We start from the raw sequence: 23,768 nt of genomic DNA on the forward strand, positions 1-23,768 counted from the left end.
GAACGCCCGAACGTGCGGTCAGACGACGGGCAGTCCCAGCTCCGCGAATGCGCCCTGCACCACCGAGGAGATCGGTGGCACAGCAACGCTGAGCATGATGGCCGTGACGGCGATCGCGACCGCTGCGTGGCCGGTCGCTCTGCTCTTGTCTTCACCTCGGACGAGCAGCGCGCTGGCGACGACCGCGCCGGCGCCGAGGACGATGCCGTAGACCGAACCTTCGATGTTGCTGACGCCGAGCGTCATCCACAGTGCGGCGGCGGCGCCAAAGACCAACGCGGCGTGCGGAGGAGTCACCGTCACTGTGCGATGCGCGGACACACCGGCCACGACAGCGGCTGCGGCGATCGCAGGAACGAAGACCCAGAGCAGCACCGAGTAGCCAACGAGTACCCACTGGTGCACGGCGGTGCCGGGACTGAAGATCGAGTCCGTGGCGATGATGGCCGCGCCACCGACAACAGCAGGCGTCATGCCGCGCAGGCTCGCAACCACGACGGCGCCGCGTTTCGTCGTCCGGTCCCGCGCCACGGGCATCGGTGTCAGGACACGCTCGTCCACCGTCATCATCAGCTCCCATGTCGCCACCAGGGACCCAAGATGTTACCTCGCGTTCATCGCCTCGTCACCGCAGCACGCCATGCGGCGAGACGTCGTCACGGCCTCTGACCGTGGTCGCCCGCTCAGATGTCCGCCGCTTGCTCCAGTGCCGAAGCCGCCCATCCTGTCGGGTCGTCGTCGGCGGGCACGAACAACAGGGTGTACCAGAGCACGAGCACGTCCCACCAATGCTGCTCGGGCAACGTCAGGGGCCGCACCGATTCGTATCCGGCGCGGAACAGCGCATGAACCTCAGCCGACACGGGGCCCCAGTCGTGGAATCGCGTTCCGAGCAGCACCGTCGACCGTGCCAGTTCGTCGATGCAGTGATCTCGCCTGACTTCCTCCATATCGAGGACCGCGGCGATGGACATACCTGAGCACAGCACGTTGGCGGAGCGGAAGTCACCGTGGAGGAGCTGGGTCGCGCCCTCAAGACGAGGCGCATCTCGAACGATCCTGCGCAGTGCCTGCAGAGCCGCTGACGGCGCAGGGGAGTCGGTCGAATCCAGCCAACCGGTGACCCGAGTAGCCAGAGGAACATCTGTTCCATTCTGCGAGACGGTCTCGTCTGCTGCCGGATAGCGACCCAGCGCATCGTGGAACTCGGCCAACGTCGCGCCGGCCATGTGTACCTGACGGTTATTGCCGACGTCGAGCAGTTGGCCCTCGACGACGTGCTGGACCGCCATCGAGACGCCGTCGACCTCGAGTTGTAGACGACCGTCCAGCGACGGCACGGGCGCCGACACCGGCAAACCGTTATCGGCGAGCCACTGCGTCACATCAGCGACGTGTGACAGGCGAGCAAACCGTTCCGGTGCAGCCGACCACTTGGCGAGCAGTGATCCCATGTCGGTCGAGATCCACGCCAGCGCGTTGTGATCGCTCATCACGATGCGCTGGCAGGACTCGATCGTCACGCCCCAGTGAGATGACAGTGTCGTGCGCAACCAGCGGTCGGCAGCCGCGGCATCATCGAAGCCGAAGCGTTCTGCGAGTGCATGGTGAGGATTGTGCGCTTCCCACAGCATCTCAAGCCGGGGTGCTCGATCGAACTCCATAAGGTCATCCCAGCACACTCAGCGAACCATTCTCTTCAGCCGATAATGTATATTATGTCATCCTACTTGTTTGCGTATCGCCTCTAAGCCCTCCCCTCCGCGGCGCTCAGGAACCGCGCGCTCATGCCGATGAGCGTGCTCAGCGAGCCGCCACGACTTCGTTTAGGGCCTGACGAAGCATGGCCACTGCGGCAGCGTCCTCCTCAGGTGTGAGGTCGCCGAGGTCGCGACCGTCGAGTGTGTCTCGCGGAGTCCCCAGACTGAGTCGGAGTAACACCCACGGCCAGCCGATGCTCGTCTCGCCGTAGCGGCTTCGCGCCCACTCGTTGAGCAGCGAGTTGACCCGGCTCCCGCGGGCAAGATCGAATCCCTCCACGAAGCAGACGGCCCGCTCGTACGTCTCCCGACCCGTCCACATGCCCAAGCGCGGCAGGACGTGGTCAAGCACATACATCCAGTCCGGGTCTGATGGTGGCGGATAGGACACGGTTCAGAGGTTAGTGCAGATTCGTCCGGATCTGCCGCGATCAGCGCGCATCGCTGAGCTATACGACTGATCTTTGTACGCAGGGTTTCCAGTAAAGTAGCGACTACAGCAAAGGTGAATGCTCGGCCGCTTTCCCGCTTCCGACGTACTGAACATGTGGTTCAGGCTTCTGACTCCGTGCTTGTCAAGGCAGTGCGCTACGCAGCAGCCACACAGCCGTCGCGGGCCAGGTCGACCTCAGCCACGTCCTCACACTTACAGTCCGGACACTCGCACGAGCCGAGCTGATCCATCTGCATCCGATGACGCTAGCCCGGCCGCCCAGCGGGACGCGTGTAGTAGTCGCAGTGCCGGCGGAATTTCGCAACGCGCAGCGTGCTGACCAGTTCGTCGGCACCAGGGACGACATTGACGACCACGCTCGCGCAGCCGAGCTCCTCAGCCTTATCGACCGCAGCTGGGATCGCTACGGACGGATCGCTCGGAGCGCTGGGCAGAAACAGGATCGGCCCTGGTGGGGCATACACGGGCGGTGCCGGCACGGTGACCGCTTTCGCGCCAGGTAGCTGCACCTGAACGTTCGACTCGCCACCCGAGGAATCAAGCTCTCGCAGCCACCACGACTCGGCAATAGTCAGGCCGGCGACCCGCGCGAGATCTTCGCGGTGCAGTTCGTAGGTGGGACAGACGAACCGAATCTCGGACCCGCCAACGTCGTTTGTCAGTGCGTCCCACAGATCCTTCCCGTCGCCGTCAGCCCACCTGTCACTTCGCACGTACATGTCGTCGACGAGCCATCCATCCCCACGCGGTGTGGCGATCAGGACACCGTCGTCGGTGCGATAACCCCTGGCTCCGCCGTCGGCCAGCAAGTACTCGATGAAATCCCGGGACTTGGTTGCAGCATCCGGAGCCGGTCGCCAAAAGACCGGCGCCTGCTGCACCAGCGTCTCGCGCCGCTCCTTGAGGACGGCAACGATCCATTCCACGTCACCAGGCGTCGCAGCACGTACAGACATGCGGGCCACGGTACGGGGCCGCCATCAAGGCGGTGCAATCTAACCCCGCGAGTCAACCGAAGTCGTCCGAGTGCGCGCTCTTCAGGCACTTGCTTCGGCACGTTTAGGGTGATCCGCGAGCTGGTGACTCGCCGGTACACGGAGGGTGCTTGGGATGGACCTCCGAGGTGTGGCGGAAGCAGTAGAGGTCTCCCACGCGGCTCATGTCAACCCAATCGCGCCATGGACGACGTCTGTGCGGTCGTCGAGGCTGCGAGCGACAGACGGATCGGCTTGCTCGGGCTCACCTGCGGCGGTGCACCTCGCGCAACTGTTCGCTGCGGCGCACCCAGACCGGTGCGATCTCTCATGCTCGAATCGACCACTGCCTACGACGGCGACCGGCAGCGCGCCTATGCTTGAGCGGTCATTCGACCACTCGACCGGCTGCTACCTCTGCTCACGAGCGGCACACATGGCTACCTGTCCAGGTGCACGGAGTCTCCCTACGCGAACATCTGAGAGCGCGTCGTCATCAGGGCACGCTCCAGCACACTATGCAGCGAGGGGTTGCGCCGTGATCTCGAGCCCGCTCGGTTTGTAGAACCGCCATCGCCCGCCGGATCGTCGGATGGTGATGGTCATCTGGTGCACCCAGTCGTGATGGTGCCAGCACAACAACACCCCGTCCCTGACATCGGTGTTCCCGTGCTGCTTGCGCCACCAGATCGAGTGATGAACTTCTCCCCGACCCGGCGGGGCGTGGCAGCCCGGATACTGACAATGCCGATCTCGGGCGATCACGGCACGTGCCTGCGCGGAGGAGAACAGCCGCCTCGTCCTGCCAGCATCCAGTACCTCGGACTCCGGGCCGAAGATCACCCGGTGGAACTCCCCCTCGCACGCCAACCGCGCCAACAGGGCCGGCGCGATCGGCGTCTCATCCGCCAACGTGGCCGGCTCCGCCCCGCGCATCACCTCAGGATCGATCGCGGTACTGATCACGACACCTTCGAGCGGATCCTCCGCGTTCGCCTCGCCGTCGGTCCCGCACACTCCGTCCAGCACGCCCTGCACACCACCGGGCCCACCGGTCGCGCCGGACCCTCCTGAACCACCGCGACACGGCCCCGGCTGCAGGCTCGGCACCGGCGCCAGCCCCTGCCGGGCAGGATCACTGGACTCGATCAACCGCTCCATCGTCTCCAAAGACACCGTCACCGCCACATGCGGACGCACCCTCGCGCCCGGCGACAACTCCCCCGAGTCCAACATCTGCCGGGCCACATCCAGCAACGCCGCCGCCCGACGCTGCGAAGGCAGCCGGTCATCCCCCGCCGCCGGCACCCCCATTCGCGCCGTCAGCATCTCGTCCAATGCGGCGCCGCTAGCGTCCCCCAACCATCCGCGGAACGCCCACCCACCCATCGTCTTCGACAGGAACATGTGCTCGGCAGTCGAGTCCTCCACCCAGTCCCGATCCGCGGCCTCAGGATCAGCCGCCACCGCCCACGCCTTGACCACCTTCACAAAACTGGTCGCATCCATCGCCCGCGCGTGAGTCAGCAGGAACTCCTCCCCCATGTCCTCATCACGCAACCGATCCCGTAGTCGCTGAGTGCGCGTCGCGTGACGCGAGAGCGCCTGCAGATGATCACCACTGATCTCCCCCGCAGCCAACGCCACACCCGCACCAGGCAGATGATCACGCACGTCACGCGCTGTCTTCACCTCACCCCGTGCCGCCACCTGATGATGCCCCGTCCGCATCGCCCACCACGAAGCGAACGTGCGCGCACCAGAAAGTGCCCATCCGCCGTCGGCCTCCATCGCCCGCGCGGCGCTCACCGACACCGCCTGCTGCACCCGGCCGAGCTCTTCCACCGCATTGATCAGCCGTGGCAACTCTGCCGACTCGACCTCGTCCACCAGATCAATCGACGCCAACTCACGAGCCTCGGCCACCAGAGCCTCGACACGCGCCAACACCCTCCCCCGCGAGATTGTCGTCAGCGTCATCAAGAACCCCTCCCTCACTATCAATAATAGCACATCCGTTCGACTGCCACAAGCTCTCCGCTGGGCCCGGATCAACCACTGCCCCGACCCTCCCGCCGCCCACCGACAAAGAACGCGTGTTCGATACTCGCAATGCACCGCCCGCCGTCCCATCGCTCGCCGCCTATCCGCCATACGGATGTTGGTGTTCCGAAGTACGCGTTGGACAGATCACTGCCGCCCTCTCTACCGTCGACGAAGACGCACTCCTCCACAACAGAGAGGTTGGGTAGTGAGCACGACGACTGAATCACCCACCCGTGACCCGTCCCAGGTCGGGACAAGGCCGCCACAGCGAAAGCCGCACACGAACCGCAGCCTGTTCCGGCTACTCGCCCTCGTACCGTTCCTCCTCTTCGGCCTCGTCTTCGCCGTCTATCCGCTGCTGCAGGTCGCACGCATGGCAGGGTCCGACGTGCAGATCCGCAGCGGCCGGTTCGAATGGGAATGGACCGGCCTGACGAACCTGCGCGACGTCCTCGCAGACGCCGCCTCCATTCAAGCCCTGACCAACACGGTCGTCTTCGTGGCGGCGACGGTGATCGGCACCCTGGTCCTGGGCTTCATCCTCGCCCTGCTCGTCGATCGCGCCGTCACCCTCCTCCCGCTGGCCCGCAACGTCCTCATCTGGCCCGCCGTCATCGCACCGGTGGTGGTGAGCCTGATGTGGCTGCTCATCCTCAGCCCGACCGCCGGTGGGCTGAACAAGTTCCTGCGCACGATCGGGCTGTCCGAACAGGGGTGGCTCGGTGACGGACCAACTGCCATGGCCGCCGTCATCGTGGTGGACATCTGGCACTGGACACCCGTGGTGTTCCTGTTCCTATACACGGCCCTGAAAGGCATCGACGCCAGCGTGCTCGAGGCCGCGCGCGTCGATGGTGCCCGCGAGCCGCAAGTGATCCGCCACATCATCGTCCCCTCGATGAGCTCGGCGATCGGCGCCGTGATCCTGGTCCGCATCATCATGGGCGTCAAGGCCTTCGACGAGATGTACCTGATGACGCGAGGTGGCCCCAACGGCGCCACCACACTCGTCTCCCAACACATCAAGACTCTCTTCTTCGACAACCTCGACCTGGGCGAAGCGGCCGCATTCAGCCTCTTCACCGTCGCCATCACCGCCCTGGTCCTCGCCCTGGTTCTCCTCGTCCGGAAGGCGGTGCAGCGATGACCACCACCCGAACTCGCTCGCTCGGGGTGGAGATCGCCCTAGCGATCATCCTCATCCTCACCCTGATCCCGGTCGCCTGGACCCTGGTGCTCGCGTTCCTGCCAAACCGCGCCATCGTCTCCCCCGACTGGCAGCTCGACTTCTGGATCGGCAACTTCACCACCCTCTTCGACGACAATGCGTTCATCACCCAGGTCGCGAACAGTGTGCAGATCGTGGCCGGAGCGGTCCTGCTGTGCATCGTGATCGGCGCGGTCACTGGATATGCACTGAGCCGGCTGCACCCGCCCCGCTGGATCACGATCCCTGCCCTCGTGATCGCCGGTTTCATCCCGTTGATCCCACCGATGACCCTCATCCCCGGCCTGTACGTGCTGCTCTCCCAGCTGGGCCTGCTCGGCACGATCACCGGCCTGATCCTGGTGAACGCCTTCCTCAACCTGCCGTTCGCGGCACTGATGCTCTCCAGCTACTTCTCCGGAGTGCCCGAGGAACTGCGTGAGGCGGGTCTGATGGACGGCGCCACCGAGCTTCGCACCTTCGTCTCGATCATGCTCCCGGTCGTCCGCCCTGGTCTGGCCGCTACCGCGATCTTCGTCGGGATCCTCGCTTGGAACGAGTTCATGATGGGCCTCACGCTCACCACCGGTGGATCCACCTCACCGGTCACGGTGGGGATCGCCGAGCTGCTCCAGCCGTACGCCGTCACCTGGGGCGAGCTCGCTGCCGCAGGCACCATCGCCGCCATCCCCCTCATCCTCATGGCCGCGGTCGCCAACCGGCACATCGTGGCCGGCCTGACCGCCGGCGCCGTCAAGAACTGAACCCTCATCCCCCTACCCGAGGAGTACCCATGAATCGCCGCCGTGCCACCTGCACCGTCGCCGTCACCACCTCGCTCGCCCTCACCCTGGCCGCCTGCGGCGGCGGGGGCGCCGACGGCGGAGCGCTGGGATCAGGTGAGTCGCTCACCGTGATCACGTCCCAGGCTCCGTGGAACCCGGCGTACGACGCCGTCGTCGCTGCCTACGAGGAGGCCACCGGTGTCGATGTGGACCTGCGTTCCTTCCCGAACGACGATGTGAAGTCGCAGATGCTCAACGACGCCCAGACCGGCAACCACACGTTCGACGTCTACCAGGTGAACGAGGTCGACCTCGCCTACTTCAACGGCAACGAACTGTTGATGCCGCTCACCGACATCGACTCCGGTTTCACGCTGGATGAGGCGATGCACACCTACGACAACCTGCCGTACTGGGACGCCGCGACCGAGACGTTCGCCGAAGGCGGCGCCCTCACGAGCGTTCCCCTGCTCGGCAACCTGCAGGTCCTCGTCTACCGCACCGATGTCTACGACGAGCTCGGCCTGGACGTGCCGCAGGACTGGTCCGCCACGCTCAGCAACGCCGAGACCATCGTCGACGCCGAGACCACCCGATACGGGCACACGATGCGCACCCAGGGCATCCCCGGCGCTCCGGGCGTCACCTACGACTTCTCCGGGATCCTGTTCGGAATGGGTGGTTCGTTCTTCACCGACCCGGGTACCGACTGGACGCCGGCCCTGGACACACCCGAGGCGCTCGAAGCGGCGACGATGCTCCGCGACCTCGCCGCACTCGGGCCGGCGGACCCGCAGAGCGTGGGCCAGGCGGAAGCGATCGCCCTGATGCAATCCGGCGAAGCGGCCCAGCTCAACGTGGTCGGCGCCGCCGCCAGCGGCATCCTGGACGAGAACAACTCCAACGTCGTCGACACGGTCGGTTTCGCACCGTTGCCTGGTGGCGCCTCCCCCACCGGTACGTGGAACCTCGGGATCCCGGCCGACCTCCCCGAGGAGCGGCAGCAGGCTGCGCTCGACTTCATCACCTGGGTCACGTCCGAGGAGGGCCAGGAGGTGTTCGTGCAGAACGGGGGTATCCCGACCCGCTCCGACGTGCTGGATGCCGAGGGACTCGACGAGAGCGCACTCGCGTACCTGGACGCCGTCGGCGAGTCCGCCGAGACGGCTCGCGGCACCCTGCGCCTGCCCTTCATCGGCGAGTTCCTCGCCGTCACCGAGCCGGCGCTGGCCAACATCGCCGCCGGTGAGGTCACGCCCGAGGAGGGCCTGGAGGCCCTGCAGGAGGAGCTGACGGCGATCGTCACCGAGGGCGGATACGTCACCGAGTAGTTCGGCTGTGCTGCGGGGAGCAGTCCACGCTCCCCGCAGCTGACGGTCTCGCACCACCGAACGGACCCCGTCCGTCCCTGAGCCGCGCCCACCCACGGGAGGAAACCATCATGACTGCCCCGAACATCGTCCTCATCCACGGTCACGACCTCGGTGTCTGGCTCTCCTGCTACGGCATGCCGTCGGTGCCGAGCCCGCACCTGGATCGGTTCGCGGACGAGAGCGTCACCTTCGAGTCGGCCTTCGCCGCAGCGCCGCTGTGCACGCCGGCACGCTCGAGCATCTTCACCGGACTGCTCCCGCACCAGAACGGGCTGATGGGCCTCACGCATGCTGGCTGGTCCTACCGCGACGGCGTGACCACATTGCCTGAGCACCTGCGCGAGTCCGGGTACCACTCCACGCTGATCGGCCTGCAGCACGAGGACTTCGACGCCCGGGCCCTCGGCTACGACGAGGTGCACGGGCTCGGCTTCCTCCCCCGGGCACTGGAAGTCGCGCATCGCGTGGAGTGGTGGCTGGAGCAGCCCGAGCGTGCCCAGAGCGAGCAGCCCCACCTGCTGACCATTGGCATGTGGGAGGCGCACCGCCCGTGGCCCACGGAGGACTACGAGCACGCTGATCCGGATGCTGTCGACGTCCCGGGCTACCTGCCGGACACCGCCGACACCCGGGAGGACATCGCTGGTTTCCACGGCGCCATCCGCCAGCTCGACGAGGCGGTCGGCCGGATCCTCACTGCCATCGACGACTCTCCCCTGGCGGACAACACGCTCGTCATCTTCACCACCGACCACGGTGCTGCCTTCCCCCGCGCGAAGAGCACCCTGTACGACTCGGGTGTCCAGGTGGCCCTCATGATGCGTCCGCCGCGCACCTGGGGCGTGACTCCGCGCCGGTCCGAGGCACTGGTCAGCCACCTCGACCTGGTGCCCACCTGCATCGAGCTCGCCGGCGGTGACGTCCCGGACGTCCTCGAGGGCCGCAGCCTCGTCCAGGACCTGCGCGGTGAGGAGAACATCACAGACCGCGACCTGGTCCTGGAGAAGACCTTCCACGACCGCTACGACCCGATCCGCGCGCTGCGCACCCGCGAGGCCAAGTACATCCGCAACTACGCACCGGGACCGCGCCACCCGCTCGCGATCGACCTCGAGGAGAGCCCCACCCGGCGTTCCCTCGAGCTGGATGCCACCGTCCCCGAGGAGCTCTACCTCCTCGGCGACGACCTGGACGAGCTGCACAACCTGGCCGAGGACCGCCGTCACGAATCCCTACGCCGCACCTTGGCGCACCGTTTGGACGACCACCTCGCACGGACCGGTGATCCCGTGCTCACTGGTGACGTTCCCGAGCCGGCGCCGCCGACGCGAGCGCGCGACGCGCAGGCAGTGCACACGGCACAGTAGAGCCATGGAACTGACCTGGTGCCAGTCGTTCATCGCCGTCCACGAGACGGGCGGGTTCTCCACCGCTGCCCGTTCGCTGCACCGGTCCCAGTCCCGGATCAGCGCGCACGTGGCGGGCCTGGAGAAGTACGTCGGGGACCGGCTCTTCCACCGTGATGTGCACCCACCCACGCTCACGGCGGCCGGCGAGGCGTTCCTCCCTCATGCCCGCGGCATGGTGGACGAGTGGACGGCGGCCGTCGCCTCCGTGGGGATGCTCCGCGAGGAGGTGCACGGCACGGTCGCCGTCGGAAGCGTCCCGAGCGCGAGCACCCAGATCCTCGCTCCCGTGCTGGCCGCGTTCGCCACCACGCACCCGCAGGTGCGCTTCGAGGTGCACGAGGGCCCGAACTCCTGGCTGGACGAGGCGCTCGCGCACCGCACCATCGAGATCGCGCTGCGGCCAGTGATCGAGCAGCGGCACGACGCCACCATGCAGCGGATCGTGCTGGTCCGTGACCCGTTCGTGCTGGTGCTGCCCGAGGAACACCCGCTCGCCCGGCGCGAGCAGATCGACCTCGCCGAACTCGCGGGCGAGTCCGTGATCACCACCGGTGAGGCGGGCCTGGACGCCCGCGTCGGCGCCGAGTTCCGCACCCTGCTGGCACCGTTCGACGTCGACGAGGCCCGCAGCATGGCCGTCACGCAGCCGACCACGGTGTTCTCCTTCGTCAGCCATGGGCTCGGCCTCGGCCTCATCGGCGACCTGCCCGGCCGCATGCTCAACGTCCCCGGCCTGGTCACCCGCCCGGTGCGACACCCGGACGCCTACCGGGACATCGCCGCACACTGGGCCACCACGCGCCGCCTCTCCCCTGCGGGCGCCACCTTCCTCTCCGAGGTGCGCGCCTACTGCGCCCGCACCTTCGACCCACCACCCGTCGACTAGACGTTCCGACGGCGTCAGCTCACCCGATCGGGGCGTCACGCCCCCGATGATCCCCCAGGTGGGGGAGCCCGCACACACGGCCGACGACGACGCTGGCGTCATGAACACACTCACCACCCCACGACTCCCCCGCCGCCTCATCGGCGTCACCGCCGTCGCGTCGACAGTTCTGCTGGGACACGGCCTGGTATGGCTTCTCCAACCCGACCTGAACCCGTATGCCGACGGCGAGCTGTCCCTGCTCAGCCGTGCGATGCCGCTGATGGCATTCACCGCCCTGCTCACGACTCTTGCGCTGGGCGGCACAATCTGCGCGGCGATCGCCGTGCTGGCCCGCCATCGCGACAGTGCGATCCGGGTCGCCGCACCCGTCGTCGCAGCCGGTCTCGCCACCGCGACCGCGGGCCTCAGCGGGCTCTCCCTGGCCGGCTACCTGGTCGCGATGGTGCTCCCGTTCGCCGCGGTGGCCGTCGCGCTCATTGCGATGGTCCGCCTCCCCCGCATGCGCGCGCCGCTCGGTGTGCTGCTGGTCGCGGCGGCGGCCACCGTCATCGTCCTCCGTGAACCGCTGGTCGCCGGATTCACCAGCGCCGCCGGCGCGATGATCGATCGCGCCGGGATGCTCTGGATCGTGGCACTCACGCTCACCGCGACCGGTCTATGGATCGCCTGCGCTGCGCTCACCGCACGAACCAGCCGTCTCGGCCGGGCGGCCACCGCCCAGGTGGTCCGGTTCCGCGTCCCGATCACGGTGCTGGCGGCGCTGGGACCGCTCCCCTACGCCGTGGTCCGCCTCAGCTGGCTCACGCCGTGGCCGATCGGCGCCCACCCGAGCGGCGATCCCGCGATCACTGCCTGGGGGATGCTGCTCTCGCTCGGCGCCTGGATGGGCGCAGGTCTCACGATCGGCCTGATCCGGCCCTGGGGCGAACGCTTCCCCCACTGGATCCCCCGAGTCGGTGGCCGCACCGTGCCGCCGCTGGTCGCGATCGTTCCTGGCGGGATCGTGGCGGGCCTGGTCTGCCTGGGGGCCGTCGGCTGGATCGCGCTGGCTGGTCCTCTCGACGCCTACTTCTGGATCCTGCCGGTCTGGTTCTGGGGGCCGATGCTGGCCCTCGCGGTGTGGGGTTACGCCGGTCACCGGGCCGACGACGCCGAGCTGGAGACCCACCCGGGCGGCGCCACGCCCGACGCCGCACACCGCGGCACCGGTCCGACCGGGACAATGGTCCCGTGACCCGGACCTTCCTGCTGCGCGGCGCCTGGCTGATGCTGGGCGCCGCGATCGGCCTCGCGGCGGCGCTGCTCGCCGGGACGGTGGTCGGCACCCTCGCACGGGGCGCGGCCGCCGACGGCCTCGCGCGACCGACCGTCGTCGGTGGGGTTGTGGGGGCAGTGGCCGTGGCTTGCTGCGTCGGCCTTCTCCCGGGGGTCAGGGAGATCCAGGTGACGGCGGCCCGCACCCTGCTCCGGGTGCCCGCGCCGCTGGTGGTGCCGGACCCGATGCTCGCCCGGCACCGCTGGGGCACCATGGGATGGACCGTCGTACAGACCGCTGCCGGACTGGTGAGCGGGTTCTGCGTGTTCGGTCTCATCCCCGGTGGGTTCCTCACCCTGCTCTGGACCGCGCTCGGGCGCGAGCACCTGCTCACCACCATCGGCTGGAACCAGCCCGCCTGGCAGCTGGTGCTGATCGGCGTCGCCCTGCTCATCGGCGCGGTGGTAGGCGTCCTGGCATGCGGATGGGCCGCCGTCCGGCTGGCTCCCCTGCTGCTCGGCCCGAGCGCGACGGACCGGCTGGCCCTGGCCGAGAGCCGGCTCGCCGACGAGCGCCGGCACACCGCCCTCGCCCGCGAACTCCACGACGGAATCGGACACGCACTGTCCATCATCAGTATCCAGGCCGCCGCCGCGCAGCGGGTCGCCGGCACCCGGCCGGAGCAGGCGGGCGCGGCCCTGGAGGTGATCGCGCAGACGTCCCGCGATGCCCAGGACGAGCTGGACCATCTGCTGGGGCTGCTCCGCGACCCGGACGCCACACCCGCCCGCGGCACCACCCCTACCGCCTCCGAGGAGGGGCTTTCCGACCTGCTCGCCCAGCACCGCGACGCCGGCCTCGCCATCGAGGTGCACGACACCCGCGGAGACCTGCCGCAGCTGGTCTGGCGCGTCACCCTGGACATCCTCGCCGAGGCCCTCACCAACGCCCACCGGCACGGCGCCGGCCCTGTCGTCGTCACCCTGGAGCAGAGCACAGACACGCTCGAGCTGCACGTCGCCAACCCGATCCCCGACCGGCGACGCATCACCCGGACTGGCCGCGGCATCACCGGGATGCAGGAGCGCGCCGCACTCCTGGACGGTGTGGTCACCGCCGGTCCAAGCAACCACGGAGCAACATGGGAGTGGCTGGTGGTCGCCACCCTCCCGGTACCACCTGGCCCAGCGACCCGGACGGAGCGACCATGATCTCCGTGCTGCTCGTCGACGACGAGCCTCTGATCCGGCAGGGCATCCGGATGATCCTGGCCGCAGAGCCCGATCTCGACGTCGTCGGCGAGGCCGGAGACGGTGCCGAGGCAGTGGAGGTCGCCGCCCGGCTCCGACCCGACGTGATCCTGATGGATGTCCGGATGCCCAGGGTCGACGGACTGCGCGCCACCGAGCTCCTGCTCCGCAAAGACGATCCGCCGAAGGTGCTGGTGCTGACCACGTTCGGTCACGACGACTATGTGGAGGCGGCGCTACGTGCCGGCGCCTCCGGCTTCCTGCTTAAGCGGAGCACCGCCGAGCAGGTGGTGAACGCAGTCCGCACCGTGGCCGACGGGCAGAGCTTGGTGTTCCCCGACCAGGTACGCGCGCTGCTGACGACCCGTCCGGGGTCCACCTGGCACGGTCCCCGGCTGACCGACCGCGAGCTCGAGGTGCTCGCACTCGTCGCCGAAGGGTTGACCAATGCCGAGATCGCCTCCCACCTGGTGCTCGGGGTGGAGACCGTGCGCACCCATGTGGCCCACCTGATCGGCAAGCTCTCCGCGCGCGACCGCACCAACGCCGTCGTGGTTGCGTGGACGCACGGGCTGTTGCCTCGGGGTGGGTGAGGCTACTCCTGCCGGAAGTACGGATAGTCGCCGGTCTGGCCCGGATGATCGAGAGCGACGGTTCGCAAGCCCAGCTCCTCCGATTCCAGCCGCTCCCACAGCTGCTCCCCCAGTGCCTGCGCTTGGTCGGCATCGATCGTCGCCATCACATCGAGTCGATCGTCGTCATCCAACACGGAGAAGTTCTCCGCACCGGCAGCCTCCACCAGCTCCGCCAGATCTGTGATCAGCTCCTGCCGACCCTCCTGCGGAGCGTGGCGCACGGTCAGCATCGGCGACACGTGCGGACCCTCCGGCAGCACCTGCCACCAGGTGGTATCCGCGCCGGCAGGCTTCATGGTCTCCAACGTCGAATAGGTCTGCGCCAGTGCCACCGGTTCGGCGGCAACCGGAACGCGGCAGTCCAGGATTGCGAGCACACCATCGCCCGTCTCGGCGTCGGTGACCCTCGCATCTGCGCATGGAGTCTCCGCTGCGATCCGCGCCGTCTCTTCGAGCAGCTCGTCGTCTGGATCGATTTCGAACCGGAGGCGCGCATCGGGGTTCTGCCCCTGGAAGTTCAGGGTGATCGTCCGCACCGCGTAGTCCGCTACCGGAAGGCTCCCGACGGCGGAGCGCACCTGGCGTATCAGCGTGACGGCATCCGCGGCCGTCAGGGAGCCGGCGTCCAGCGTCGCGTCGACCTCACTCGTGCCGTCCTCGGCCTCGAGCTCCGCCCGTGCCACGAGCTCGGACTCCACGAGGGACGTCTCCAGTTCGTCGAGCGTCTCCGGGGGCGGCGTGGCGGGCTCACTCGGACTCGGATCGCCGCCTCTCCCGCCGTCTGGCCCGACTTCCCCGCCGGGCGTGCAGCCTGTGAGCAACGCCAGCCCAGCCGTCAAGGCGCAGAGTGAACGTCCCCATCTCCTCCGGATTGGCATGATGTCCATCCCACATCACGGCCGACTGCGCCTCAAGCTCCAGGCATGGTGAGCACTCCCCACCGCCTCGGCCCTGGAAGCCTGCACCGCATCGGCTGATGACACGCCCCGTGCCCCAGGACACCCCTCCGGTAGGGCGTCAGCACGTTGATGGTGCAGCCACCCAAGGCACACAAGTGACCAGACTCACCCGCCCATACGGCGGTGCCCACTAGCACCTCTGGCAACCGACCCGTAGCCTCGAAGATTGCCATCACAGACAGGGAGCACCATGTCTCAGCCAGAAAAGACCAGAGCACGCCGACCTGGTGTCGGCATTCCGGCACTCATCGCGGGAGCACTGGGCTCGATTGTCCTTGCTCTCGGCTTCACACCGACTCTCGCCGCATTCACGGCCAGCATCCAGAACACGGTCGATACGGCTGGCGCTGGAACGTTGACGATGCAGGAGACCGACTCCACTGGTGACATTGTGTGTAACAGCACAGACGGGGGTGGTGTCTCGACGAACTCGGCGACCTGCTCGACGATCAACAAGTACGGGGGCGATCTGGCGATGGCGCCCGGGGAAACCGTGTCGACCGACATCACCATCAGTAACACCGGTACCGTGCCGGCGGCCTCGTTCAGCCTCACCCCGGGTACCTGTACGCAGTCGACGAACGGCGACGCCAACGGCGACGCCACTGACTTGTGTGCCCAGATGGCGCTGACGGTGACATCGGGCGGAACGACCATCTACGACGGATCGCTCGCTGACTTCGACACTCAGCTGGACCTCCTCACGCTTCTCGGCGACACCGAGGTGGCCGCCGGAACCGACGTGCCGTTCACCTTCGCCGTCACACTGGATTCGACGGCGGACAACAGCTACGCGGGCTTGCAGGTCAGTCAGCCAATCACCTGGACATTCGGAGCCTGAGTTCAATGAAGGGGGCGCCTAGGCGGCGCTATGCGATCGCCTGGGTAGTTGCGGGCCTTGTGGTCCTCGTCGGCATTCTCACCCTGATCGGGTTCTTGAACGGCTACCGGGCGTTCACCATCTCGAGCCCGAGCATGGGGACGGAACTACCCGTAGGTTCCGTCGTCGTGACACAGGCGCAATCGTCGTACGCGCCAGGCGAGATCATCACCTTCGCTATCGACGACCGTGTGTACACCCATCGCGTGGTCGGCGCCGAACCAGGTGGTCTACGGACCCAGGGCGACCTCAACGGCGCACCCGATGGCTGGCTCGTCGAATCGTCCCAGATCATCGGAGCCGCGACCTGGTCCGCTCCAGGACTCGGCTGGCTCGTTCTGGTGGCCCCCTGGCTCCTCGTGATAGCGATGCTCGTGGAGACAGCCCTGCGCCTGACGCGTACCGATCCACGCAACCGCTGGTGGATCCGGCTGGGGAGTGCCGCCGTCGCCTTCACGGTAGTCAGCCTGTGGTTCCGCATCTGGTTCAACATGGTCCTCCTCGGGTGGACACCCAACGCCGATGGCACCGGGGTGCTCATGCGGGTCGTCAACACCGGCCTGTTCCCCCTCGATGCGGGCGGGACGGTCCTTGGCAGCGGTGAGGACTCAACGATCGAGACGACCACCCAGTCCGCTGGTCGTTTCGTGCTCACACCGCTACCAGCACTCACTCCCTGGCAGTGGGTGCTCGTCGGCGGCTTCTGTCTCCTCCCGTTCCTGGTCGTGCTGCTGAAATGGCGGCTGGCAACAAGAGGCTCGGAGCAAGCGCGGTCAGGATTGCGCGGCGCACCGGTTGCGATTGCTGCTCTCGCCACAGTCCTTGTCGTCGCAACTTTGCTCAGCCAGACCTCTCAAGCAGCGTTCACAGCCTCGATCACGAACGCCGCGAGTTCGGGGACCAGATCGTTCTTCACCTGCGCTCAAGCCCAGACTGCCGAGGACCCCGGCGCGCTCTTCGCCTGGCGCATGTCTCCGGCCACAGCGACGAGCGAGCATGACCTCACCGGCCAGGGCAATACCGGCACGTACGACAACACGTCATACAACATCGTCGACGATGCCGCGTGCGCGCGGGATACGCCGCAACAATCAGTCGCATTCACCGGCAGCACCTGCCTCGCCACTCGGGCCCAGGGCACGGCACCGAGTAGCTTCAGCTACGAGGCATGGATAAAAGCCGAACCGAATGCCTCGGGGCCCATCATCGGCGCCAGCAGCACCGGGACAGTAAACGCCAATTCCTTCGAACGCACACTGTTTCTCACACAAGATGGTCGAATCATGCTCTACCTCTTCCCACAGAGCCGTGACAACGGCGCCGTGACATGGCCCATCACACCGAGTGGTCAGTCGTACAACGACTCTCAGTGGCATCACGTCGTGGTGACTGTCGACTACGACTCTGTCGCCACCGAGACAACGTGGACGTTCTATGTCGATGGCGAGAACGTCCGAACCGGCACCTGGAACCAAGAGCCGTATCACGGCTACTCGACGTGGTACTGGAACGCCGGCTGCTCGAACACCAGAGGAGGGTCCCCGGTTTCTCGCCCGGCCAAATACTTCACCGGTCAACTCCAGTTCCTCGCGGTCTACGACTCAGCCCTGAGCCCAGACCAGGTGGAACGCCACCACCGCGCTGGAACCTGATCTCTGCCATGTATCTGGCGGCCGCTCGTGGACTGCGTGGCCGAGCATTCACCGGACAGTCAGTGTTCAAGTCCATTCGCAATCTGCCGCGTCCACGGGCCACGCGTTGACCGGCACCTCAAGCCTTACAGAACGCGGACGAGACCATCGAACCTACCCGTTCTGGGCGGCCGTGCTGCCATGCGGGACTTATCCTGCAGAGGTGTCCGATCCCGATGACGTCCTGACCGACCGTCGCGTACTGGTGGTCGAGGACGACCCGACCGTGCTCGAGGTGGCCACCACCTATCTCGAATCCGCGGGCTTCCTCGTGAACCAGGCCACCGACGGGATCGCCGCCGTGCGGGAGGTCTCCAAGCGCCGACCCGACCTGGTCGTCCTGGACCGGATGCTGCCCGGGATCGACGGCCTCGAGGTGTGCCGTCGGATCCGTGCCGAGCGCTCCACCCCGGTGCTCATGCTGACCGCCCTCGGCTCCACTGACGACCGGATCGACGGGCTCGAGGCCGGAGCCGACGACTACCTCGCCAAGCCCTTCTCACCCCGCGAACTGGTCCTGCGGGTGCGTTCCATCCTGCGCCGCACGATCGACGAGACGGCCCCGGAGGCTCCCTTCGACCTCGGTCCGTTCCATCTAGACGCTGCCGCCCGGATCGCCACGAAGCGCGGCACCGCGCTGGCGCTGTCCACCCGGGAGTTCGACCTGCTCGCCTACCTGCTCAAGCACCCACGTCAGGCGTTTAGCCGCGACGCCCTGCTGCGCGCCGTCTGGGGCTGGGACTTCGGCGACCTGTCCACCATCACGGTGACGGTCCGCCGTCTACGGGAGAAGATCGAGGACGACCCCTCGAACCCCACCACGTTGGCGACCGTCTGGGGCGTGGGATACCGGCTGGACGTGGAGCCGGACGCATGATCCCGGTCGCCGATCTCGCCATCATCATCGCCGTCTCGCTCGCGTGCGCGCTCGGCGCCGGCCTGCTCGGGCTGCTCGGCCTCCGCCTGACCCGGAACTCCTCCATGGGGGTGCGGATCATCGTGGTCGCCGCCACCGGCATGTTGGCCGTTGTGGCCGCCATGGTCGCCATCGCGCAAGGAATGTACATCTCCGAGCACGACCTGACCGTGCTGCTCTATGTGGCCGGAACCGCCGCGCTGAGTTCGTTCGGTATTGCCCTCGTGCTCAGCCGACTGTTCGCGAAGGAAGCAGCCGAGTTGCGCCGGATGGCCCGCGCCATCGGCGCGGGCGAACGCGTGGAGCATGCTGGCGGCCCCCGGGACCACTCCGAGCTGGCCCGGCTCGGCGACGACCTCGCCGAGACCAGCCGCCGCCTCGATGAGGCACGTGCCGAGCTCGCTGCCTCGGACGCCTCCCGCCGGGAGTTGTTCGCCTGGATCTCGCACGACCTGCGTACCCCGCTGGCGGGGCTGCGGGTAATGGCCGAGGCGCTCGAGGACGGTATGGCCACCGACCCCGACCGGTACTACCGCCAGATCCGATCCCAGGTGGATCACCTCTCCAGCATGGTCGACGACCTGTTCGAGCTGTCCAAGCTGGAATCGGGCACCTTCACCCTGACCACCGAGGAGATCTCGCTCTACGACATGGTCTCCGACGCCGTGGCCGATCTGCGCCCCGTCGCCGAGGCCAGGAAGGTCACGCTACGTGCGCTCGGCGGCCCCGGCCCGGTGATCTTCGGTGACCCGCGCGAGCTGACCCGGGTGGTGGAGAACCTCCTGATGAACGCCATCCAGCACTCCCCCGCCGGCACCGAGGTGTGCCTGGAGACGGCTAGTGACACAGCCGGGAATGCCATCCTGAGCGTGGCCGATGCCGGGGGTGGCATCGCCGAGGAGGACCTCTCCGAGGTCTTCCGCACCGGGTGGCGCGGCACGGACTCTCGCACTCCGCAACAGGTATGGGGCCGATCCACCGGTGCCGGGCTGGGACTCGCCATCGTCCGAGGAATCGTGCAAGCGCACCGGGGCGAGGTGAGCGTGGCCAACGTCGGTGGAGGGAGCCGCTTCGAGGTCCGGCTCCCGCTGCCCGGGTCCGGCGCCGCAGCCGCGGGCTGATAAAGAGCTGGGTCACCTCCTCGGGCCGGCGCTACGGTGAGCCGATGAACATGCGAGCAACGTTGCACCGTTACCTGCAGGCCCACCGCGAGGCGCTGCTGTGGAAGCTGGACGGCCTGGACGAGCGCCAGGTGCGCTGGCCCGTGACGCCGACCGGCACGAACCTGCTCGGGCTGGTCAAGCACATGGCCTCGGTGGAGCAGGGCTACTTCGGGGAGGTGTTCGGCCGGGAGATGCCGATCCCGATGCCCTGGTCCGACGAGGACGCCGAGCCGAACGCGGACATGTGGGCCACCGTGGACGAGTCTCGCGAGTCGATCGTGGACATGTACCGCCAGGTGTGGGTGTTTGCGGACGAGACGATCACCTCCCGCGACCTGGATGCTCCGGGGGACGTGCCGTGGTGGGGCGAGCGCGTCACCCTCGGTGAGATCCTGGTGCACGTGATCGCCGAACTGGCCCGGCACGCTGGACATGCCGACATCGCGCGCGAGACGCTCGACGGCGAGGCGGGTCTACGCCCGACAGTGAGCAATCTGCCGGACGTGGAGGACTCCTGGTGGCCGGACTACCGCGCGCGGCTCGAGACGGTCGCCGAGCAGGCGACGCAGCGGTACTCGCGCTGACAGGCTTGTCTCACTCGAACGGTGCCGGGTCGCCGGCGCCGTGACGCACCACCTCGGCCACACCCTCGGACAGGTCCACCACGGTGGTCGGCTCCTCGCCGCACTCACCCGCATCGATCACGGCGTCCAACTGGTGCTCCAGCTCCTCCTTGATCAGCCATCCATCCGTCATCGGCTCGTCACGATCCGGGAGCAGCAGGGTGCTGGACAGCAACGGCTCACCGAGTTCGGCGAGGAGGGCGTGCACCACGGGGTGGTCCGGGATCCGCACTCCGACGGTCTTCTTCTTCGGGTGCAGCAACCGCCGCGGCACTTCCTTGGTGGCCGGCAGGATGAAGGTGTATCGACCCGGGGTGGCCGCCTTCACGGCTCGGAACACGGCGTTGTCCACGTGCACGAACTGCCCGAGCTGGGCGAAATCGGCGCACACGAGCGTGAAGTGGTGCCGATCGTCCAGCCGGCGCAGCGAGAGGATTCGATCCTTGGCCTGCTGGTTCCCCAGCTGCGCACCGAGGGCGTAGCACGAGTCCGTCGGATAGGCGACGAGGCCACCGTCGCGGATGATCTCCACCGTCTGACGAATCGATCGGGGCTGCGGGTTGACCGGGTGCACATCGAAGTATCGCGCCATACCCCACCCTAAGCATGGATGGCCGAAATTCTCTCGCCCGAGGGCCCTTCGACCACCATCCTGGTCTCATGACTGCGTCCTTCGATGATCTGGTGGCCGAGGGTGATGCCGTGGACCTGGCGGGCTGGGACTTCTCCTGGTTCGCCGGACGTGCCATTGAGGAACGACCTCCGTGGCGCTATGCCCAGATGCTCAGCGAACGCATGGGTACCGCCGCGGCCGGCCTGGACCTGCAGACTGGCGGCGGCGAGGTGCTGGCGGAGATCGCCTCTCCCCCGCCGCGGCTCGTGGCCACCGAGTCCTGGGAACCGAACCTCGAGGTCGCCCGGGCGCGATTGGCCTCGCTCGGCGGAGAGGTCGTGCACGCCCCCGACGACGGTCCGCTCCCCTTCGCCGACGCCTCCTTCGACTTGATCACCGCTCGGCTGCCGGTCACCACGCCCTGGCCGGAGGTGGCCCGGGTGCTCGCCCCTGGTGGGACGTTCCTGTCCCAGCAGGTCGGCAATGGGACCAACATCGAGCTCACCCGCGCCATGATGGGCGACCACATCACCCCGATCTCCCGCGTGCCGGAGGACGCCGCCGCGCAGGCACGCGCCGCGGGCCTGGAGGTGGTGGACCTGCGCACGGCACGCTGTCGAGTGGAGTTCTACGACGTCGGCGCGGTGGTGCACTTCCTGCGCAAGGTGATCTGGACGGTGCCGGATTTCACGTCGGCGGCCTACCGCGAGCAGCTGCGCGCCGTACACCGCACGATCCAACGGGACGGCATGTTCGTGTCACACTCGGCGCGCTTCCTCATCGAAGCACGGCGCCCACGGTAGTACCGAGGCGGGGATGTGCGCGGTCAGCCGATCTTGCGTGCGGCACGCCGCTTGGCGAGCTCGTCATCGACGCTGGGCTGCGCGTCGTCCTCGGCCTTCTCCGTGGGGAACTCGGCAAGGCTGCCCTCCACCTCGCGCCACACGCGTCCCACCGCAATACCGAACACGCCCTGGCCACCCTGGACCAGATCGAACACCTCGTCGGCAGAGGTGCACTCGTACACGCTCGCGCCATCGCTCATCAGTGTGATCTGCGCCAGGTCGTCGACCCCGCGCTCACGCAGGTGCTCGACGGCGGACCGAATCTGCTGGAGCGAGACGCCGGTGTCGAGGAGACGCTTGATGACCTTGATCACCAGGATGTCGCGGAAGCTGTACAAACGCTGCGTCCCGGATCCGGTGGCCGGACGAATACTCGGCTGCACCAGGCCGGTACGGGCCCAGTAATCGAGCTGCCGGTAGGTGATGCCAGCGGCGCGGCACGCGGTCGGACCGCGATATCCGGTCGTGGTGTCGAGGTCCGGCAAGGTGTCGCCGAACAGCATGCCCTGAGCTCGCTGAGGAACCCCCGGGGTGGCGTCTGCCTTTGCGTCGCTGCCGCTCACACCTTCTCCATTCTCAAACCGGACTCACACCACTGTACTCCGCAGTGCCCACGAGGTCGTGCTCAACCCCGTGTCACTGACGTTAGAGGTGCAACAGGTGCGGGTCAACGACATGCGCCACGAAACGTGTCGGCGTGTCGCGACGGCGAGTCTCACCTTCAAGTTGAGATTGAGAGATGGTCATGAACCTGACTCGTCACGGTCGGAGAAATCCTCGGGCTCCACGCGTTCGAGAAACTCTCGGAACTCCGACACGCGCTCGTCTGCCTCGTCGTCGGCCAGCGTGCCGGCCAGGTGCACGTGCTCGCGATCATCCTCATCCACGTCCAGCACCACGGCAGCGTCGTCGAGCACGTCCTCGGCGCACCAGACGTCCACCTTCGCACGCAGCGCTACCGCGATCGCGTCCGACGCGCGCGAGTCCACCCTCGTCCCATTCTGCAGCACCACCTCGGCAATGAAGGTCCCGCCCCGGACCTCGGTGATCTCCACCTGACGGATACCGGATCCGGCGGCATCCACGCAGGCCACGAGCAGGTCGTGCGTGCCGGGTCGGGGCATCGGCATTCCCGCCTGCACGGTCGCGATCGCGACCGCCTCGTGCGGTCCGATCACGATCGGAAGGGATCGCTCACCCGCGTCCTCGTCCAAGATCACGAGCACCTCGTGCTCCGGGGCGTTCAACCGCACCCGCACTCCGAGCAATCGCATCCGTCGCACAACTCCACGCTACGCCGCGCGCGAGCAGGATGCGCGACGCACCGGCGCCCGCGTGGCGCCGGTGCGGGTTGTTCACTCCAGCCGGTCGATCCCTGCCTTGAGCAGGGCTGTGTGCAGCGCGGTCAGCGTCTGGGCGAGCTCGGCAGCCATGGAGTGCGCCTTCGCCCGCGAACCACTCGCGGAGGGGCCGGTGCGCTGAGAGCGCACCGGCGCCACGATCTGCTCCACCAGATCGAGCTGGCGGTCAGCGGCGCTGCGCAAGGTCCGCAAGTGCCGGTCGTCGATGCCATGCTGGGCGAGCTCGTCAGCCAAGCGCACGATCTGCACTGTGCTCGCCGGGAACTTGCGGGACGCGTCGGCAATGAGCAGGCCGGCACCGGCCAGCGCAGCGACTCGATCGGTCGAACAGTCCGCCTGTTCGGCCACCTGCTCGATGGTCAACCGTCCCGAGACCGACGGTGCGGCCAGCAGCTCACCGTCCTCGGAGACGACCCGGGCACCCGGTGCCGGAAGGTCCGCTCCCCCGGCATCCAGCTCGGCGAGCCGTTCCCGGATCACTTTCCATGGCAGGAATGAATCACGCTGCGCGGCGAGGGAGAACCTCAACCGCTCGACGTCCGCGAGTGAGTATCGCCGATAGCCCGACGGCGTCCGGTGCGGACTCACCAATCCCTGATCCTCGAGGAATCGGACCTTGGAGACGGAGATCGCCGGGAACTCGCGCTTGAGCACTGACAGCGCACCGCTGATGTTCATGC

24 protein-coding genes are annotated in these 23,768 nt (G+C 67.6%); 14 read left to right on the top strand and 10 right to left on the bottom strand.

Annotation, left to right across the window (positions count from 1 at the left end; genetic code table 11):
- Window positions 1-18 precede the first annotated feature (18 nt).
- From BLU77_RS07465 to BLU77_RS07485, 5 genes are all read right to left on the bottom strand, one after another.
- On the bottom strand, window positions 19-567 hold the full coding sequence (locus tag BLU77_RS07465; protein WP_175476973.1) for a hypothetical protein: 549 nt from the start codon (window positions 565-567) through the stop codon (window positions 19-21).
- A gap of 116 nt (window positions 568-683) precedes the next feature.
- Window positions 684-1,682: a phosphotransferase enzyme family protein gene (locus BLU77_RS07470; RefSeq protein WP_217632374.1), complete on the bottom strand. Its 999-nt coding sequence runs from the start codon at window positions 1,680-1,682 to the stop codon at window positions 684-686.
- A gap of 121 nt (window positions 1,683-1,803) precedes the next feature.
- Window positions 1,804-2,151, bottom strand: coding sequence for a hypothetical protein (locus tag BLU77_RS07475; RefSeq protein ID WP_139177655.1), 348 nt, complete (start codon window positions 2,149-2,151; stop codon window positions 1,804-1,806).
- Between the two features lie 308 nt (window positions 2,152-2,459).
- On the bottom strand, window positions 2,460-3,170 hold the full coding sequence (locus tag BLU77_RS07480; protein ID WP_089772358.1) for a hypothetical protein: 711 nt from the start codon (window positions 3,168-3,170) through the stop codon (window positions 2,460-2,462).
- Between the two features lie 534 nt (window positions 3,171-3,704).
- On the bottom strand, window positions 3,705-5,168 hold the full coding sequence (locus BLU77_RS07485) for an HNH endonuclease signature motif containing protein (protein ID WP_175476974.1): 1,464 nt from the start codon (window positions 5,166-5,168) through the stop codon (window positions 3,705-3,707).
- Between the two features lie 271 nt (window positions 5,169-5,439).
- Between BLU77_RS07485 and BLU77_RS07490 the strand changes: the two genes are divergently transcribed.
- From BLU77_RS07490 to BLU77_RS07525, 8 genes are all read left to right on the top strand, one after another.
- A complete protein-coding gene (locus BLU77_RS07490) occupies window positions 5,440-6,381 on the top strand; it encodes a carbohydrate ABC transporter permease (protein WP_175476975.1) in 942 nt (313 codons plus the stop codon).
- Complete coding sequence (locus BLU77_RS07495) at window positions 6,378-7,205, top strand: carbohydrate ABC transporter permease (RefSeq protein WP_089772361.1); 828 nt, start codon at window positions 6,378-6,380, stop codon at window positions 7,203-7,205. The genes BLU77_RS07490 and BLU77_RS07495 overlap by 4 nt, the downstream gene beginning before the upstream one ends.
- Window positions 7,206-7,234: 29 nt before the next feature.
- Window positions 7,235-8,557, top strand: coding sequence for an extracellular solute-binding protein (locus BLU77_RS07500; protein ID WP_089772362.1), 1,323 nt, complete (start codon window positions 7,235-7,237; stop codon window positions 8,555-8,557).
- Window positions 8,558-8,667: 110 nt separating this feature from the next.
- Window positions 8,668-9,966 carry a sulfatase family protein gene (locus tag BLU77_RS07505; RefSeq protein WP_089772363.1) on the top strand — a complete coding sequence of 433 codons (1,299 nt, stop codon included), beginning with the start codon at window positions 8,668-8,670 and terminating at the stop codon, window positions 9,964-9,966.
- 4 nt (window positions 9,967-9,970) lie between these two features.
- Window positions 9,971-10,894: a LysR family transcriptional regulator gene (locus BLU77_RS07510; protein WP_175476976.1), complete on the top strand. Its 924-nt coding sequence runs from the start codon at window positions 9,971-9,973 to the stop codon at window positions 10,892-10,894.
- Between the two features lie 100 nt (window positions 10,895-10,994).
- On the top strand, window positions 10,995-12,131 hold the full coding sequence (locus BLU77_RS07515) for a hypothetical protein (RefSeq protein ID WP_139177657.1): 1,137 nt from the start codon (window positions 10,995-10,997) through the stop codon (window positions 12,129-12,131).
- Window positions 12,128-13,363: a sensor histidine kinase gene (locus tag BLU77_RS07520; RefSeq protein ID WP_089772366.1), complete on the top strand. Its 1,236-nt coding sequence runs from the start codon at window positions 12,128-12,130 to the stop codon at window positions 13,361-13,363. Before BLU77_RS07515 ends, BLU77_RS07520 begins: the two co-directional genes overlap by 4 nt.
- Window positions 13,360-13,995: a response regulator transcription factor gene (locus BLU77_RS07525; protein WP_089772367.1), complete on the top strand. Its 636-nt coding sequence runs from the start codon at window positions 13,360-13,362 to the stop codon at window positions 13,993-13,995. Before BLU77_RS07520 ends, BLU77_RS07525 begins: the two co-directional genes overlap by 4 nt.
- Before the next feature lie 2 nt (window positions 13,996-13,997).
- On the opposite strand, the gene BLU77_RS07530 is transcribed toward BLU77_RS07525, so the two are convergent.
- Window positions 13,998-14,876 (bottom strand): hypothetical protein, encoded by an 879-nt coding sequence (locus BLU77_RS07530; protein ID WP_139177659.1) that lies wholly within the window; start codon window positions 14,874-14,876, stop codon window positions 13,998-14,000.
- 310 nt (window positions 14,877-15,186) lie between these two features.
- Between BLU77_RS07530 and BLU77_RS07535 the strand changes: the two genes are divergently transcribed.
- The 5 genes from BLU77_RS07535 to BLU77_RS07555 all read left to right on the top strand — a co-directional run bounded on the left by BLU77_RS07535 (window position 15,187) and on the right by BLU77_RS07555 (window position 20,230).
- The gene (locus tag BLU77_RS07535; protein ID WP_089772369.1) at window positions 15,187-15,837 is read left to right on the top strand and encodes a hypothetical protein; all 651 of its coding nucleotides are present in this window, start codon (window positions 15,187-15,189) and stop codon (window positions 15,835-15,837) included.
- 5 nt (window positions 15,838-15,842) lie between these two features.
- Complete coding sequence (locus BLU77_RS07540; RefSeq protein WP_089772370.1) at window positions 15,843-17,528, top strand: LamG-like jellyroll fold domain-containing protein; 1,686 nt, start codon at window positions 15,843-15,845, stop codon at window positions 17,526-17,528.
- 202 nt (window positions 17,529-17,730) lie between these two features.
- The gene (locus BLU77_RS07545; protein WP_217632375.1) at window positions 17,731-18,444 is read left to right on the top strand and encodes a response regulator transcription factor; all 714 of its coding nucleotides are present in this window, start codon (window positions 17,731-17,733) and stop codon (window positions 18,442-18,444) included.
- On the top strand, window positions 18,441-19,604 hold the full coding sequence (locus tag BLU77_RS07550) for a sensor histidine kinase (RefSeq protein ID WP_089772372.1): 1,164 nt from the start codon (window positions 18,441-18,443) through the stop codon (window positions 19,602-19,604). The genes BLU77_RS07545 and BLU77_RS07550 overlap by 4 nt, the downstream gene beginning before the upstream one ends.
- 44 nt (window positions 19,605-19,648) lie before the next feature.
- Window positions 19,649-20,230: a DinB family protein gene (locus tag BLU77_RS07555; RefSeq protein WP_089772373.1), complete on the top strand. Its 582-nt coding sequence runs from the start codon at window positions 19,649-19,651 to the stop codon at window positions 20,228-20,230.
- A gap of 10 nt (window positions 20,231-20,240) precedes the next feature.
- On the opposite strand, the gene BLU77_RS07560 is transcribed toward BLU77_RS07555, so the two are convergent.
- Window positions 20,241-20,861, bottom strand: a complete 621-nt coding sequence (locus BLU77_RS07560) for an L-threonylcarbamoyladenylate synthase (RefSeq protein ID WP_089772374.1) — start codon at window positions 20,859-20,861, stop codon at window positions 20,241-20,243.
- A 68-nt stretch (window positions 20,862-20,929) separates the two neighbouring features.
- On the opposite strand from BLU77_RS07560, the gene BLU77_RS07565 reads away from it, so the two are divergent.
- A complete protein-coding gene (locus tag BLU77_RS07565; RefSeq protein ID WP_089772375.1) occupies window positions 20,930-21,685 on the top strand; it encodes a class I SAM-dependent methyltransferase in 756 nt (251 codons plus the stop codon).
- Between the two features lie 23 nt (window positions 21,686-21,708).
- On the opposite strand, the gene BLU77_RS07570 is transcribed toward BLU77_RS07565, so the two are convergent.
- The 3 genes from BLU77_RS07570 to ftsR all read right to left on the bottom strand — a co-directional run bounded on the left by BLU77_RS07570 (window position 21,709) and on the right by ftsR (window position 23,766).
- Entirely contained in the window at window positions 21,709-22,230 is a 522-nt protein-coding gene (locus tag BLU77_RS07570; protein WP_245708793.1) for a MerR family transcriptional regulator, read from the bottom strand.
- Window positions 22,231-22,470: 240 nt separating this feature from the next.
- A complete protein-coding gene (locus tag BLU77_RS07575) occupies window positions 22,471-23,001 on the bottom strand; it encodes a bifunctional nuclease family protein (protein WP_089772377.1) in 531 nt (176 codons plus the stop codon).
- Between the two features lie 81 nt (window positions 23,002-23,082).
- Window positions 23,083-23,766, bottom strand: a complete 684-nt coding sequence (gene ftsR, locus BLU77_RS07580) for a transcriptional regulator FtsR (RefSeq protein ID WP_089773063.1) — start codon at window positions 23,764-23,766, stop codon at window positions 23,083-23,085.
- Between the last annotated feature and the right edge of the window lie 2 nt (window positions 23,767-23,768).

It is taken from the genome of Ruania alba (assembly GCF_900105765.1).
GTDB lineage: Bacteria > Actinomycetota > Actinomycetes > Actinomycetales > Beutenbergiaceae > Ruania > Ruania alba.